Here is a 13,803-nt window from a genome sequence, read left to right on the forward strand (position 1 = left end):
TAAATAACATAAAGAAAGCTGTTCTGCTCAGCGAACGTTGACGGCGATGAGCAAAGGTTAAATTCAATTAATTATAATGATAGGTCAATCAATGAATCAAAATCGTTCCTTATTTGCCAAGTTGGCAGATGGCAGCTTAGTGCTGCAAATTATCTTGGGGATCATTGCCGGGGTTGCCCTGGCGAGTTTTTCACCTTCTTCGGCAGAGAGTGTCGCCTTTCTAGGTGATCTGTTTGTCGGCGCGCTAAAGGCGATTGCGCCGATCTTAGTGTTTATTCTGGTGGCGGCCTCGATTGCCAATCAGAAGAAAAACACCAAGACCAATATGCGACCTATCATAGTCCTCTACCTCTTTGGTACCTTTGCCGCGGCGATCACCGCAGTGACCATGAGCTTCCTCTTCCCCACCTCTCTGGTGCTGGTGAGCGGCGCCCAAGGTGCGACGCCGCCGGAAGGGATTGGCGAAGTCCTCAATACCTTGCTCTTCAAGGTGGTCGATAATCCGGTTAACGCCCTGATGACGGGTAACTACATTGGCATCCTGGCCTGGGGTGTGGGCCTGGGCATCGCTCTGCATCACGCCTCTGAGAACACTAAGACGGTATTTGCCGATGTAAGCCACGGCATCTCTCAGATGGTGCGTTTCGTGATCCGTCTGGCGCCTATCGGTATCTTCGGCCTGGTGGCTAACACCTTCGCCGCAACCGGTTTCGAGGCGATTGCTGGCTATGCTCAACTGCTTGCCGTGCTGCTGGGTTCTATGTTGATCATCGCGCTGATTATCAACCCGCTTATCGTCTGGTTTAAGATCCGTCGTAACCCTTATCCACTGGTATTTACCTGCCTTAGAGAGAGCGGCGTGACCGCCTTCTTTACCCGCTCGAGCGCGGCCAACATCCCGGTGAACATGGCCCTGTGCGAGAAACTGGATCTGCATGAAGATACTTTCTCGGTATCTATCCCACTGGGCGCGACCATCAACATGGCGGGCGCGGCGATCACTATTACCGTATTGACCCTGGCGGCGGTGCATACAGAAGGGATCCAGGTCGATATCCTGACTGCGATTCTGCTGAGCGTCGTAGCGGCGGTTTCGGCCTGTGGCGCCTCAGGGGTTGCCGGTGGCTCACTGCTGCTTATCCCGCTGGCCTGTAGTCTGTTTGGTATCTCTAACGATGTCGCCATGCAGGTGGTGGCCGTGGGCTTCATCATTGGGGTGATTCAAGACTCGGCGGAGACCGCCCTTAACAGCTCCACCGACGTGCTCTTTACCGCGGCGGCCTGTGAGGCGGCCGAGCGTCAGGCGGAGATTTAAGCCTGCGTTAGCCTGATTAATAAGTTTTCGAATTGAAAAGGAGCCGCTTGGCTCCTTTTTTGTGTCTGGCTTTTTTAACTGGTTTTCGTGCCTGAATTGTTTGTCTAGATTTGTGTTTGGGCCGATTTTGGCCTCATGGCATGAGCCGATGCGGCCGATAAGGTTTAGAGAGTGACGGCTTTGGCGTGTTGAAAAAAATTTGTATTACACTTTACTTAAATAATGCATTAAAAGTGATTTAGATCGCGTTTTTATTTCCGCTCTAGGTTACAATTTCACACAAAGGAGACGACAAGTCGGTTTAACTTGTTGGTTTATGGTTGCTTTTTCACAATGTTGTAACATTTGCGGTAATTTAGAGGTTAAATAAATATGAGTTCTGAGCTTAGGGTAATGTTAGGCAATGCCAGTGCTAACGGTTCACAGTCATTACTTCAAGTTATCGAAATGTCGGTTGTCGAAAAGCGCAAACGTTTACGTTGGCAGGAGCAAGATATGGAAACACGCGAAATTATTGGCCAGTGGATAGATGAGCGCCCCTCTCTGGGCGACAAGATCACCCTTTATCGTCAAGGCGATAAGCTGTTTCTAGAGACCTGGTATAACGATGGTTGCCATAGTTTTGATGAGATGCAGGCAACTAGGCTCGATAACGGTCTCAAGCTAGAAGATCTCGGTGGTAACCTGTTCGGCGAATATTTCCTGCTCTCCGACGACAACAACCTGCAATTCTGCAACAGCAGTGAATGCTTCTATACCGCTAAACGCGCGGCATAAGCTAAGAAGAAAGGCGCCAGATAGGCGCCTTTTTTGTGTCTAGCTTTACCGCTCTTGAGAGTCGCCTCCTGAAAAGCAAAGGCTTTAGAAGGGATGCAGACTCGAGAAGCTCAGTCTGCTCTGCTTGTAGGGATGAGTGATACTCAGGTGCTCGGCATGCAGGTGCAGACGCGGCGCGGCGGCAATAATGGCTTCGTCGCCATAGAAATCGTCACCCAGTATGGTGTGGCCCAGCGCCTTCATGTGTAGCCTGAGCTGGTGGGTTCGCCCCGTGATCGGCTTGAGCTTCACTAGAGTGCTGTTGCTACGTCGCTCCAGCACCTCAAAATAGGTGGTCGCCGGTTTGCCATCCTCGGCAATCTTCTGTAGTGGCGGTTGCTCGCTATCGGGCTTCATCGCCAACTCTATTTTGCCACTGTCCTGGCTCATCAGGCCCGCAACCTCGGCCACATAATATTTTTCTGTGGTGCGGTTTTGAAACTGGGTCTTGAGGTGAGACTCGGCCTTCTTGTTGAGGGCGAACACCATGATGCCTGAGGTGGCGCAGTCGAGCCTGTGCACCAGGATGGCTTCGGGAAAACGTTGCAACAGACGGTTGATGGCGCAGTCATGGGTCTCCGCGGCGCGGCCGGGATTAGACAACAGGCCAGATGGCTTGTTGATTATGATGATGTCGCGATCTTGGTAGCGTATGTCTAGCCAGGGAATAGCCGGGGGCTGGTAACTAAAAATTTTCATCGTCTCTCCTCGGCGGCGATCCTAACAAAGAATCCCGGTTCTGCCTATCCTATGGGCATCTGTTTGCGACCCTGTTGACGTCTTCCATTTCACCTTGGCTGCGATTTTACGGCTGGGTTTACAAAGCCTGGCGAGTTGAATTTCCTTAAGCTTGCTCACAGGCACGCCGAGTTTAGGTATCATGGGGGAATGTGGTCCCGCCAACAAAGGGCGGCTTGGCCGAGGCAGATAACAAGATGGAAGATAAGATGACAGAGCAACAAGGTTATTGGATTGGTGAGGCGGGTAAGCCCTGGGGCGATGCGGAAAAAGCAAAGTGGCGCGCCGCGCAGCAGAAGAAGCGCTCCTATGAGCAGGAGGTGCTGAGCAAATTCAACCAGGTGAGCGAGAGCTTTGAGGCGCAGCACTATGGCGAGCTTAACTATGCCGAGGGCCTGTATCCGCTCTATGGCTTTAAATCCCGCGACTGGGACCAGGCCAAGCCCACTATCTTAGTTACCGGCGGCGTACACGGCTACGAGACCAGTGGCGTGCAGGGCGCGCTACGTTTTTTGATCGCTAAGGCCGCCGAGTACAGCCAGGATTTCAATATCCTAGTGGCTCCCTGTGTCAGCCCTTGGGGCTATGAGACCATCAATCGCTGGAATCCCGAGGCAATTGACCCTAACCGTTCCTTCTATGCCGACAGTCCGGCTCAGGAGTCCCGCGCACTGATGCAGTGGGTAGCGAGCTTTAACCTGCCCTTGATGGCGCATATCGACCTGCATGAGACCACTGACACAGATAACAGCGAGTTTCGTCCAGCTTTAGCTGCAAGAGATGCCAAGGTGCAGACCAACTGGAATATTCCTGACGGTTTCTATCTGGTGGGTGATAGCGAGAACCCCAACGATGAGATGCAGGCGGCCATCATAGCAGCAGTGGGCAAGGTGACCCATATCGCCCCCGCCGATGACCAGGGACGATTGATAGGCGAGCCTATCACTCAGTTTGGAGTGATCAACTATGCGACCAAGGCGCTGGGCCTGTGCAGCGGCTTTAGCGATGCCAGATACAACACCACAACCGAGGTCTATCCAGATAGTCCGTTGGTGGACGATGAAAACTGTATTCAGGCCCAGGTGATGGCGGTAAGCTCGGCGCTGGATTATATCCGCAGCCAGGGCTGAGCTAGTCAATCAGCTTCACCCGAGTGAGCCCCAGCGCCGCTGTATTGACGGTTGAGGGCTTCACGGCCAAGGTGTTAGCGGCCAAGGGCGCCGGTGAGGATCACTCCGGCGACGAAGATAAAGAGCAATCCGGTCAATAGGTTGATCAGTGGGGTTGCTCTTTTCATTTTGAGCTGCATCTTGGGATGAGACAGCACCAGGGCGATCAGGCTAAACCACCCCAAAGAGAGGGCGAACATCATGGCGGTGGCGGCCACCTTAGTGCTTAGGGTTACCTCTGGGGTGATCAGGGTCGAGAACAGTGTGATAAAAAACACCAGCGCCTTGGGGTTGAGCAGGTTGGTGGAGACGCCCTGCATGAAGCCCTGTGCCGCGCCGAGACCGCGCCCCGTGATGCTTGCCGCATTCAGATGGGCCTCATCTCGCCAATGGGCGATGGCGGCGCGTATGGCGCCAATGCCCATCCAGCCCAGGTAGCTGGCGCCAATCAACTGCACCGCCATGAAGAGGTTGGGTGAGCCCTTGATGAGCAGGCTAACCCCGGTAAGGCTCAGTAGCGTGTGCAGCGTGATGGCCACAGCAAGGCCCAGTGCGGCGGCGACCGCCGTGCGCCTGTGCTCCTGAGCGGCGAGCCTGACCACCAAGGCGAAATCTGGGCCTGGGCTGGCCAGGGCGACCGTGTGTATGACGGCCAAAGAGAAAAGCAGTTGCAGCTGTAATTCCATCAGTAATTGAACTCTCACGCGTTAAATTTAAATCGATGTTGCCATATTAAGCCTATCCCCGGCGCCGGGATTGTAAAATATTGCGCGTTTGCTTTTAGGTTAGATGTTTTTGCCTGTGGGCTAACCTATCAGGGCGTGACCCGTTTCTGAAAATGGGCCGGGGTGATCAAAAACGCTCGCTTGAACGCCTTATTGAAATGGCTCTGATCGAAGAAACCTAAGTCATAGGCGGTGCTGATGGCGCTGTCGCCCCGCATCAGCGCCTTCTTGGCGTACTCCAGGCGCAGGCGTTTCAGGTAGGCGTGGGGCGTCATGCCGGTGGCCGCCTTGAATTGACGCAAGAATTGAAACTTACTCAAGCCGACGGAGAGCGCCAGCTGCTCCAGCTCGAACTCCTGATCCAGCCCTTGGTGGAACTGCTGTTTGATATTGTCCAGCTGGGCACCGCTCAACCTGGCCTGGCTGCTCGGCAGGTTACGCAGCTTGCCATGGCGATAAAACAGCTCGCTGATAAAACCAAGCAGCAAGGTCTCCGCCTCCAGCGGCGTGATGTTGGCCTGATGCAGGGTAAGCTGGCTGTGCAGGCGGATGAAATAGGCCCTCAGCTTAGGGTCGTCTAGGATAGGCGTGCTGAAATAGAGCTCGCCCTGGTTGAGCGCCTCGCCCACTTGCTGCACATAGCTAGTGGGCAGTGACATCACCAAGGCCTCGTAGCCGCCATCGGCGATACTCTGGCCGTTGTGGCTCTCGTCTGGGTTGAGGGTGGATATGTTGCCCGGCGTCAGTCGATACTCGCTGCCCCTGTGGTGATAGCGTTGGCCGCCATGGCAGACCACGCCTATGTGGTAGTCCAGATGCACATGTTTCTCGAAGGCAAAATGGGTAAATTGCGCGCGGCTCAGCTCCATCTCTTTCAAGATGCTCGCCTGCCAATAATCTATCTTCTCTACCGCGCTTGTTGCCATCATCTCGCTTCGCTTGACTCCTGATCGGACCCTCCGATCGTCTGATTAGCCAGTGTAGATCAGGGCGTTTTCCCCTGACTAGTAAATAATTGCAGCCTCTCGACCCATTTATTGGATTGGGGTGAGCTTAGGTCGTGAATTTCCCGAGGAATTGGCTCATAATGGTCAGCTTAGAATCATGCTGACAGTTAACCTAAGTGGAGTCGGACCAGTGAAAGGACAGATCATACGTGAAATGAAGGTGCAGCCGCATATCGAGGTGGAATATGAGGTGCAAAGACGTATCGCCTTTATTAAAGCGAAACTCAAAGAGGCGCGTGCCACCAGTCTCGTGTTGGGGATCAGCGGTGGGGTAGACTCCTCACTGGCGGGCCGTCTGTGCCAGCTGGCGGTGGATGAGCTGAACAGCGACGGCGAATATGAAGGCAGTTATCAGTTTATCGCGGTGCGTCTGCCCTTCAAGGTGCAGAAGGATGAAGATGAGGCGCAGATGGCCTGTCAGTTCATTCAGCCTAGCAAGCTGGTAACGGTTAATATAGGTGAAGGGGTCGAAGGGATCCATCATCAAACCCTGGCGGGCCTCGAAGTGGCAGGCGTCATCTCTCATCCACACAGTAATGTCGACTTCGTGAAGGGTAACGTGAAGGCCAGAATGCGTATGATCGCCCAGTATGAGATTGCCGGCCTGACCGGTGGCCTGGTCGTGGGCACCGACCACAGCGCCGAGAACATCACCGGCTTCTATACCAAGTGGGGCGATGGTGCCTGCGATCTGGCGCCGCTGTTTGGTCTGAGCAAGCGTCAGGTGCGTCAGCTGGCGGCGGCACTGGGCGCACCTAGCGTGCTGGTCGATAAGGCGCCGACGGCGGATCTCGAGTGTGACAAGCCACAGCTCGAAGATGAGGTCGCCCTGGGGCTGACCTATGATCAGATTGATGATTTCCTCGAAGGTAAGCCGGTAGACGCCGCGGTCGAGGCGCGCCTGATCGCCATCTACAACGCGACCCAGCACAAGCGGAAGCCTATTCCGACGCTATACGACTGACTCTGAATCTGTCATAGCAAAGTAAAATAGCAAACAGAATCGATAAAGGCGCCTAGGCGCCTTTTTCTTTGGTGAGGCCTGGTGGCTTCAGGACTAATCGGCTAGTCGGTGAGCGATTCGCGAAGCTTACGCAAATCCGCTATCAGGGCGTTGGGACACTGGCGATAATCAAGATAGGGCAGCAGGTAGATTTGATTATCGTTATCTTGCTGCTGTGTAAAGGTCTTGGGCTCACTCAAGGGCGTTAAGCCTAGGGCGGTGGCGCTCTGCTGGCCGCAGACATAATGTTCCTTGGCCTGGGGGGAGAGGGTATCGGCGCCGAAACGTATCTGCTCGTCATTTTTTAATAGCTTGTCCATGTAACCGCGCCAGTCGTCGTCCGGCGCGCTCAGTTTGGCCATGATCACTAAGATCTTGCGCCAGTTATTGCCGTTGAGGGCGATCAGACTCTCTAAACTGCCTATATTTAAGCTAGCGCTTTCTATGTCAGTTTTATTTAAGTCGGCTGGCTGGGCATGCTGCCAGTCGGCAGGCAGAAGGGGAGGCGTTGGCAGATAAAAGCAGCGCTTGGCGCATTCCTGCCCTAAGGGCTTCACATTCTTAGACATATTATTCATTCCTTGGGCTTTGAGGCTGGAGTTTACGCAATAAAGCCGTGTATGTTAATGGTTAACGGACTTGCAGCGCGTGCGCGCGCACATGGAGCCTAGCGGTCATTCTCATGAAAACATTGCTCATTCACTCGACAAAACATCTTTCCATCGCTGTCACCTATGCCTGTCTCGGCATTGTCGCGGCCGCGCTCGCCTTTGGGGTCTGGTTTTTAAATGCCCGTCCAGACCTGTCCATCTGGCATTCGACCATGCTCGAGCATCAATTTCGCCTCGATAGCGAGGTAGACGATTTCCCTGCCTATCAGGCGCTGGAGGCCAAGCTGTTCGAGGAGGTGGAGAGTAAGATCTACCGCCGCACCCAACACCTGGATCAGCCCCTCAATCGCTATTGGCATGGCAGCTTTGCCGACCCAGACAACTGGCCTAAGGCCTGGAATCGCAGCTATGAGTGGGCCAAGCCTGGTGCCGAATTTGGCGTCCTGTTGCTGCACGGCATGTCAGACTCTCCCTATGCCTTGTCGCACTTTGCCGAGCATTTTAAGGGGCGTGCCCACTTGCTGGGGCTAAGATTGCCGGGCCACGGCACCATACCCTCTGGCTTGGTGGAGCTTAAGTGGCAGGAGATGGCCAGGGCGGTGGAGCTGGCGACCCAGCATCTCAAGCAGCAGCTGGGTGATAAGCCGCTCTATGTGGTGGCCTTCTCTACCGGTGCGGCGCTGGCGTTAAACCATGAGCTCGAGCGGCTCGCGCATAATTCGACACTGAGTTACCGCGGCATGATCTTCCTCTCGCCGGCCATAGGCCTGTCGCCGGTGGCGGCCGGTGCCAAGTGGCAGGACAGGTTAGGGCGGCTGTTGGGGCTGGAGAAGCTGAGCTGGAACTCGATTCAGACCGAGTACGATCCCTTTAAATACAACTCCTTCGCTGTCAATGCCGGTGATGTGGTCTATCAGCTGGCAGAGCGCAATCAACAGCTGATGCAGGCGATGCCCCAGGCGCAATTGGCCGAGCTGGCCGACATCTTAACCTTTCAGTCGGTGGCCGACGCTACTGTCTCGACCCCGGCAGTGGTGAGTAATCTCTATGGGCGTCTGCCTTCGAAACAGCATCAGCTGGTGCTGTTTGATATCAATCGCCAACCCCTGAGCCTGGCCCTGGTGGTGAGCGATCCGCTGACCGCCTTGTTGCCTTCCCTTAGTCTCGATGCCCCCAGGTTCGATCTGACTCTGGTGCAGAATCGCCAAACTGTTCCGGAGCGAAATCAGGAGAGAGAGCAGGAGTTGATTGCGCAAAGCGAGCCGTCTCAAAATGAGCTGCAAAAGAGCCTCGACGAGGTCGAGGCCAACAGGTATCGGCCTGGGAAAGTGGTTGTTCATCAGCCCTTGGGGCTCAATTGGCCGGCGGGCATCTATTCGCTCTCCCATGTGGCCCTGCCTTATCCCGCGAGCGATAACCTGTACGGCACTGCGTTCGTCAAGGGGAGTCACAGGGTGCAGATTGGCGCGGCGGCTACCCGCGGGGAGCGCGGCGTGCTGGGCGTGTCGGCAGCAGAGGTGCTCAGGCAGAAATGGAATCCTTTCTTCCCTTATCTGTTAGCGCGGGTGGATAGCTTTATCCAAGTTCGCCAAGGGGACAATGTCACGCCTTCAAACGAGCCAGCTGCCAATGCGGCAAGGCTTGAGTCTTTAACAGAAGGCTTGGCTCGGTAAGAGAAACTAGGTTAATAAAGCCTAGGAGCTAAAAGCGCGTGAGTTAAAACTGAGTGAATTAAAACTGCATAAGTGAAAACCGGCGTTAGCTTAGCTGATCTTCGGCCGACAGCAGGGAGCAGATCACCCGGTTGCGACCATTTTCCTTGGCCTCGTAGAGGTTAAGGTCGGCCATCTTAAACCAGTGATCTATGTCGTTCATGTAGCCGGCATTGCTGATCACCGCGCCGATACTCACGGTTAGGCTGATCGCTTCCTGGCCCGGCACCTCTATCTGATGCTCCGCGACCAGCTCCTTAAACTGATTCAGATGTTGCTCTACCTGCAGGGCGTTGCACTGGGGCAGCACCACCAAAAACTCTTCACCGCCATAACGAGAGACAATATCCGTGTCCCGCTTAAAGAACTGCTTCATTAGTTCGGCCAGGGCGATGAGGGCGCTATCGCCTATCTGGTGGCCATAGGTGTCGTTGATCTTCTTAAAGTGGTCGATATCTATGATGCAGAACGCCAGCGCCGCATAGCTGCGCTTGCACATGTCGTGAATATTACCGAAATGATTTTCCACATAGCGACGATTGTAGAGTTGGGTCAGCTCATCGCGCTCCGCCAGCGCCTGTAGCTTGAGGTTGGCATCTTCCAACTCAACCGTGCGCATCGCCACCTTTTCCTCCAGCTCCAGCTGGTAGCTGATCAGCTCCTGCTTACTCTTCTGAATGCTGCTGGATAGGGCGTAGATCTCCTGGGGTGTGGTGTCAGCCATCGCCTCATCCTGATGTTCGGCCATGCCCCATTGGCTAAATTTCTTGGCGATGGTCTCAAGCGGTTGGGTCAGGCGATTACTGATCACCTTGATCAGTAATATGGTGATGATAAAGGCAATAAACAGCAGGCTGAAGGTGGTCAGGTACTGCTGCTCCACCTGCTTCACCAGTGGCGAGAAGGGCATCACCACATAGAGTGACCAGCCATTTTTCAGCACATATTTGGCGTAGGCGAACTCAGGGTTAAAGCTGTCGAGATTACGAAAGTTGATCATGTTCAGGCTGGTGCGATAGCGTTGCCCCGAGGTGGAGACCTTAAGCGGGGTCAAGGGCGCCAGGTCGAGCATCTCAGAGGCGTAGATCACCAGGCCGTTCTCGTCGGTGAGCACCATGGCCTGCTCGTGAAACTCACGGTTGCGCTCATCGATACTGGCGAACTTTGTAAGGTTCAGCGAGCCTTCGATGATCCCTATGGGGCTGACCGGGTTGTCCTTGGAATAGAGCGGCGCGCTGATGGCGACTATGGGATCTGTGCCAAACCCCCGCCCGAGGAAGGCCGGGGAGATAAAGGTCAGCTGATTGTAGAAGGCCTCCTGAAAATAGTGCCTGTCGCTGATGCTGAGATCTTTGTTTTTAACTGTCTCCTTACCTAGGCGTGAGATGGGGCTGGCCGCCGAGATAAGCCCCTTGTCATCGGCTATCAGCATAGAGATAAAAAACGGGTAGCTCTGGTGCAATTTAGATAACAGGCTCTGCCACTGGGCCGCATCATAGTTAGACAGGCTCAACCAGCGCGCCGCGTTGTCTATGGCGCTGATGTGCCCCTCGATAAAGCTCTCTGTGGCCTTGCCAAGGTGGGCGGCCGAGTCTTCCAGGTTGAGCTTCACATCCCGCTGCTGCTGATCGATGGAGTTGTTGTTGAAGATCAGCGCCGATACCAACAGTGCCAAGGTCAACACCTGGGTAAAGGTGTAGGTGAGCTGGGCGTTGAAGCTCTTGCGCTTCTTATTCATCAGCTTGCCGTCGATATGCAGCTGGCTGGGCAGCATGGTGACGCAGATGGCGCCGAGCGCCGTATAGAGCATGCCGTTAATTCCCTGCTTGAGAGTGATAAAGGTCATGTAGCTGTTGGGCATCTGAAACACCAGGTTGGCGTACAGATAGAAGAGCGGCATGCCCAGCAAGAGCCAGAAGGTGATGTCCGCATACAGGGTGTAGAACTCTTTGCGCCGCGCATAGCCCAGCCACAGCGCCTCTAACGGAAACAGCAGGAACATGTGCCAGCTGTCCCAGGCGATATAGAGGCCGGTGGCACAAAGCAGCGAGGTTAACAGGGCATACCAGGGGCCGAGGAAGATGGCCACGATCACGAAGAAGAGGTTACCAATGATCAGCTGTTGGTTTCCAAACAGGGGAATAGGTGCCAGGTTGACCAGCAAGCCCAGTAAACCCAGTAGCACGGCAAACCCAAGGTGATTCTTATTGATCAATTACTTTCTTCCCTAATCTTTCATTGATGACGCAGTTGATGCAGAAAATGCAGCCAGAACTGCGACAGCGGATGCTCTCTGTCCGCGACCCGAATAGGCTTTCATCGGCTGCTTCTGACCCTTTTTCAAGGCCTGTATCGATACTGACACGCTTAAATAGGAGTGTAAGGGAATCCCCAGTTAAATGCTAACCAAATGTTTCTTATCACTCTTTTGTGGTTGAAGATGCTGCTTGTTCGCGTTAGGGAACGCTTTTGTACTACTTGGTGTTGGCGAGAAAATCTGAAAAATTATGGGATGGTTGGAGATTGGTCTTTAGGTTGCGAACCTGGGAGGCAATAATTGAAGCAGAAGTATTTTCGGTCAACAAATCTCAGACAGCAAAAAGCCAGCTTGTCAGCTGGCTTTTCTAGTATTTGGTCGGTATGAGAGGATTCGAACCTCCGACCCCTGACACCCCATGACAGTGCGCTACCGGGCTGCGCTACATACCGATTTTATCCAAAGCAGCAAAGACTTGGGGTCTGCTTCGAACAGGCTGAACTTTATCAAGTCGTTTGCCCCTGTGCAAGTGTTTCGGCGGTTGAGCCCGATCGACTGGCTAGTTTATAGTCGCTGTTGGCTCAACCTAAGTACTTGGTGCTTAATGACTCAAGTTTCTAGTGATTGTAGAAGCGTCGTCCTTCGCGCATCACCTGGATCAGCTCGGGCGCGCTGATCTTCTTGTTGCGCAGACGCTGGCTATAGTCACGGTTATAGATACGGTATTTGCCGTGTCTGTCGATCACTGTGATCTCATCTTCCTGATAGATGCCAAACACCAGGTTGTCGCCGATATAGGTCCAGTTCTCGCTTTGGGGTTGCAGTATGTTGCGCCCGGCGCTGTAGTCGCTTGGCTTATTGGTGCAGTCGAGCAGCTGAGTCATCAGGGTCGGCACCACGCCGTAGTGGCTGCTGGGGTAGGTGACCGTCTTGTCATACTCCATGCCGGGCCAGTGGATGATCAGCGGCACATGCACGTTGGCCGGTGACAGGTTGCCGCGCTGGTTGTCGTTGTCGCCGGTAAACACCTTGCCCGACACGCCGGTGACCATCACGAAGGTGCTGGCTGGCAGACTTTCGATAAGCTTTTGCAGCTGCTTGTCAACAAAGTTGAGCGACTGACGATATTGGTTGAACAGCACCTTCTGCGCCGGCTTGAGCGGCGTGCTCGGCTTCACCGTCTCGATACCCAGGAAACCGATAGGTGTGTCGTAGCTGTCAGGGCTCTGCAGGTTGAGTAGGGCAAACCAAGGCTTGTCTTGCTGCATACGCCACTGGTTAAAGCTGTCGATGGATTGAATATCGGCATCGGCCACGCCGTTGGTGAGGGGCTGAATGTGCGAGGTCATATCCTGATAGATGGCCTGTGGCTCGATATTGCTGGTTTCAGGGGCGAAACGCGCCAGGATGTAGCCTTGTTTAGCCAGCTCCTGGGTGAACACAGGCGAGCGATAGCTAAGGTCGCTGGCGGCGATATAGCTGCCCTGCAGGCCATAGAGCAGGGAGAACATGCCGCTGTTGTGCATATTGCCGCCACTTAGGTGCTGCTTAAATTCATGGTTGTGTTTGCCGTATTCGTACAGGAACGGCATGGTCTCTTTGTCCACCAGATCGGCCCTGAAGCCATCGATGGCGATCATCAAGATGTTGAGCTCTGGGTCGGCGCTACACTGCAGTGGCGATATTGGGTAGTTGAGACTCGGTTGCAGCTTGCTCAGGTCTTGTGCCTTGCTGCTCTTCTCTATGCCGTGGCTCTCCATAAAGGAGCGCGCGGTGGCAGGATAGGAGAGCGGATAGGCGTCATCCAGGCGAGTGATCTCTGTGATATCGGCGGCGTCGGCCCAGATATGGATCAGGTGGCTGCTGACGAAACAGAGGCCGATAACCAACACCACCTTAGGGCCGTAGTTAGACTTGCGGATCTTCTCTATGCGTTTCCACAGGTAGTTGGCGGCGGTCAGCTCCAGGATGATGATCCCCAGCGGCGTGACGATATAAGAGGTGCCTTGCAGCAGGGCATTGAGATCGGCCCAGGCGATGTCGAACACAAATGGACTAAGGTGCAGACCATAGTCGTCGTAAATCAGGGTGTCATACAACAAGATACATAGGCCAAGGGTGGCGGCAAAGGCCGCGAGCCCGCGCAATATCTTGGAGTAGGGCAGCAGTAGGGTGATGGGAAACAGCACCACCAGATAGACGATGAAGGCGAGGAAGCTAAAGTGGCCCAGGGTGCTGATGGCCAGATAGCCCCAGCCAATCCACGACTCGGGCGCGCCCACGGTTTCAATATAACGGACGCCGACTATCATCGCCAAGAAGCCGTTGAAGAAGGCAAACCAATGCCCCCAACTGACTAAGCGTGACACACGATCACGGCCCATCTCTTTTTTACGCTCGATCATAGGGATCCGTTATTTGTTGAAATACTTGTCTATCTTAATTTTTTT

11 protein-coding genes and 1 tRNA gene are annotated in these 13,803 nt (G+C 54.2%); 5 read left to right on the forward strand and 7 right to left on the reverse strand.

Going from position 1 to position 13,803, the window contains the following annotated elements; genetic code table 11:
- Window positions 1-91 precede the first annotated feature (91 nt).
- On the forward strand, window positions 92-1,315 hold the full coding sequence (sstT, locus tag K0I63_RS07470; protein ID WP_220044820.1) for a serine/threonine transporter SstT: 1,224 nt from the start codon (window positions 92-94) through the stop codon (window positions 1,313-1,315).
- Window positions 1,316-1,687: 372 nt separating this feature from the next.
- Window positions 1,688-2,092, forward strand: a complete 405-nt coding sequence (locus K0I63_RS07475) for a hypothetical protein (protein ID WP_011865258.1) — start codon at window positions 1,688-1,690, stop codon at window positions 2,090-2,092.
- A gap of 84 nt (window positions 2,093-2,176) precedes the next feature.
- Here the strand turns inward: K0I63_RS07475 and K0I63_RS07480 are convergent, their stop codons facing one another.
- On the reverse strand, window positions 2,177-2,830 hold the full coding sequence (locus K0I63_RS07480) for an RluA family pseudouridine synthase (RefSeq protein WP_220083012.1): 654 nt from the start codon (window positions 2,828-2,830) through the stop codon (window positions 2,177-2,179).
- Between the two features lie 248 nt (window positions 2,831-3,078).
- Between K0I63_RS07480 and K0I63_RS07485 the strand changes: the two genes are divergently transcribed.
- Window positions 3,079-3,999, forward strand: coding sequence for a M14 family metallopeptidase (locus K0I63_RS07485; protein WP_220083013.1), 921 nt, complete (start codon window positions 3,079-3,081; stop codon window positions 3,997-3,999).
- Between the two features lie 74 nt (window positions 4,000-4,073).
- On the opposite strand, the gene K0I63_RS07490 is transcribed toward K0I63_RS07485, so the two are convergent.
- Window positions 4,074-4,724 (reverse strand): LysE family translocator, encoded by a 651-nt coding sequence (locus K0I63_RS07490; protein WP_220083014.1) that lies wholly within the window; start codon window positions 4,722-4,724, stop codon window positions 4,074-4,076.
- A 128-nt stretch (window positions 4,725-4,852) separates the two neighbouring features.
- Complete coding sequence (locus K0I63_RS07495) at window positions 4,853-5,692, reverse strand: AraC family transcriptional regulator (protein WP_220083015.1); 840 nt, start codon at window positions 5,690-5,692, stop codon at window positions 4,853-4,855.
- A gap of 208 nt (window positions 5,693-5,900) precedes the next feature.
- Here K0I63_RS07495 and nadE point away from each other — a divergent pair, with 208 nt between their 5' ends.
- Complete coding sequence (gene nadE, locus K0I63_RS07500; protein ID WP_286670300.1) at window positions 5,901-6,734, forward strand: NAD(+) synthase; 834 nt, start codon at window positions 5,901-5,903, stop codon at window positions 6,732-6,734.
- 101 nt (window positions 6,735-6,835) lie between these two features.
- Here nadE and K0I63_RS07505 read toward each other — a convergent pair whose 3' ends face one another.
- A complete protein-coding gene (locus K0I63_RS07505) occupies window positions 6,836-7,342 on the reverse strand; it encodes a DUF6942 family protein (protein ID WP_258406964.1) in 507 nt (168 codons plus the stop codon).
- A 113-nt stretch (window positions 7,343-7,455) separates the two neighbouring features.
- On the opposite strand from K0I63_RS07505, the gene K0I63_RS07510 reads away from it, so the two are divergent.
- Complete coding sequence (locus K0I63_RS07510; RefSeq protein ID WP_220083017.1) at window positions 7,456-9,057, forward strand: alpha/beta hydrolase; 1,602 nt, start codon at window positions 7,456-7,458, stop codon at window positions 9,055-9,057.
- 85 nt (window positions 9,058-9,142) lie between these two features.
- On the opposite strand, the gene K0I63_RS07515 is transcribed toward K0I63_RS07510, so the two are convergent.
- The 3 genes from K0I63_RS07515 to K0I63_RS07525 form a co-directional block, all read right to left on the reverse strand.
- Window positions 9,143-11,311: a sensor domain-containing diguanylate cyclase gene (locus tag K0I63_RS07515; protein ID WP_220083018.1), complete on the reverse strand. Its 2,169-nt coding sequence runs from the start codon at window positions 11,309-11,311 to the stop codon at window positions 9,143-9,145.
- Window positions 11,312-11,728: 417 nt separating this feature from the next.
- A tRNA-Pro gene (locus K0I63_RS07520) sits at window positions 11,729-11,805 on the reverse strand.
- A 165-nt stretch (window positions 11,806-11,970) separates the two neighbouring features.
- Window positions 11,971-13,758, reverse strand: a complete 1,788-nt coding sequence (locus tag K0I63_RS07525; protein WP_220083019.1) for a DUF3413 domain-containing protein — start codon at window positions 13,756-13,758, stop codon at window positions 11,971-11,973.
- Window positions 13,759-13,803 lie beyond the last annotated feature (45 nt).

It is taken from the genome of Shewanella rhizosphaerae, from assembly GCF_019457655.1.
In the GTDB taxonomy this organism is placed as follows: Bacteria; Pseudomonadota; Gammaproteobacteria; order Enterobacterales; family Shewanellaceae; genus Shewanella; species Shewanella loihica.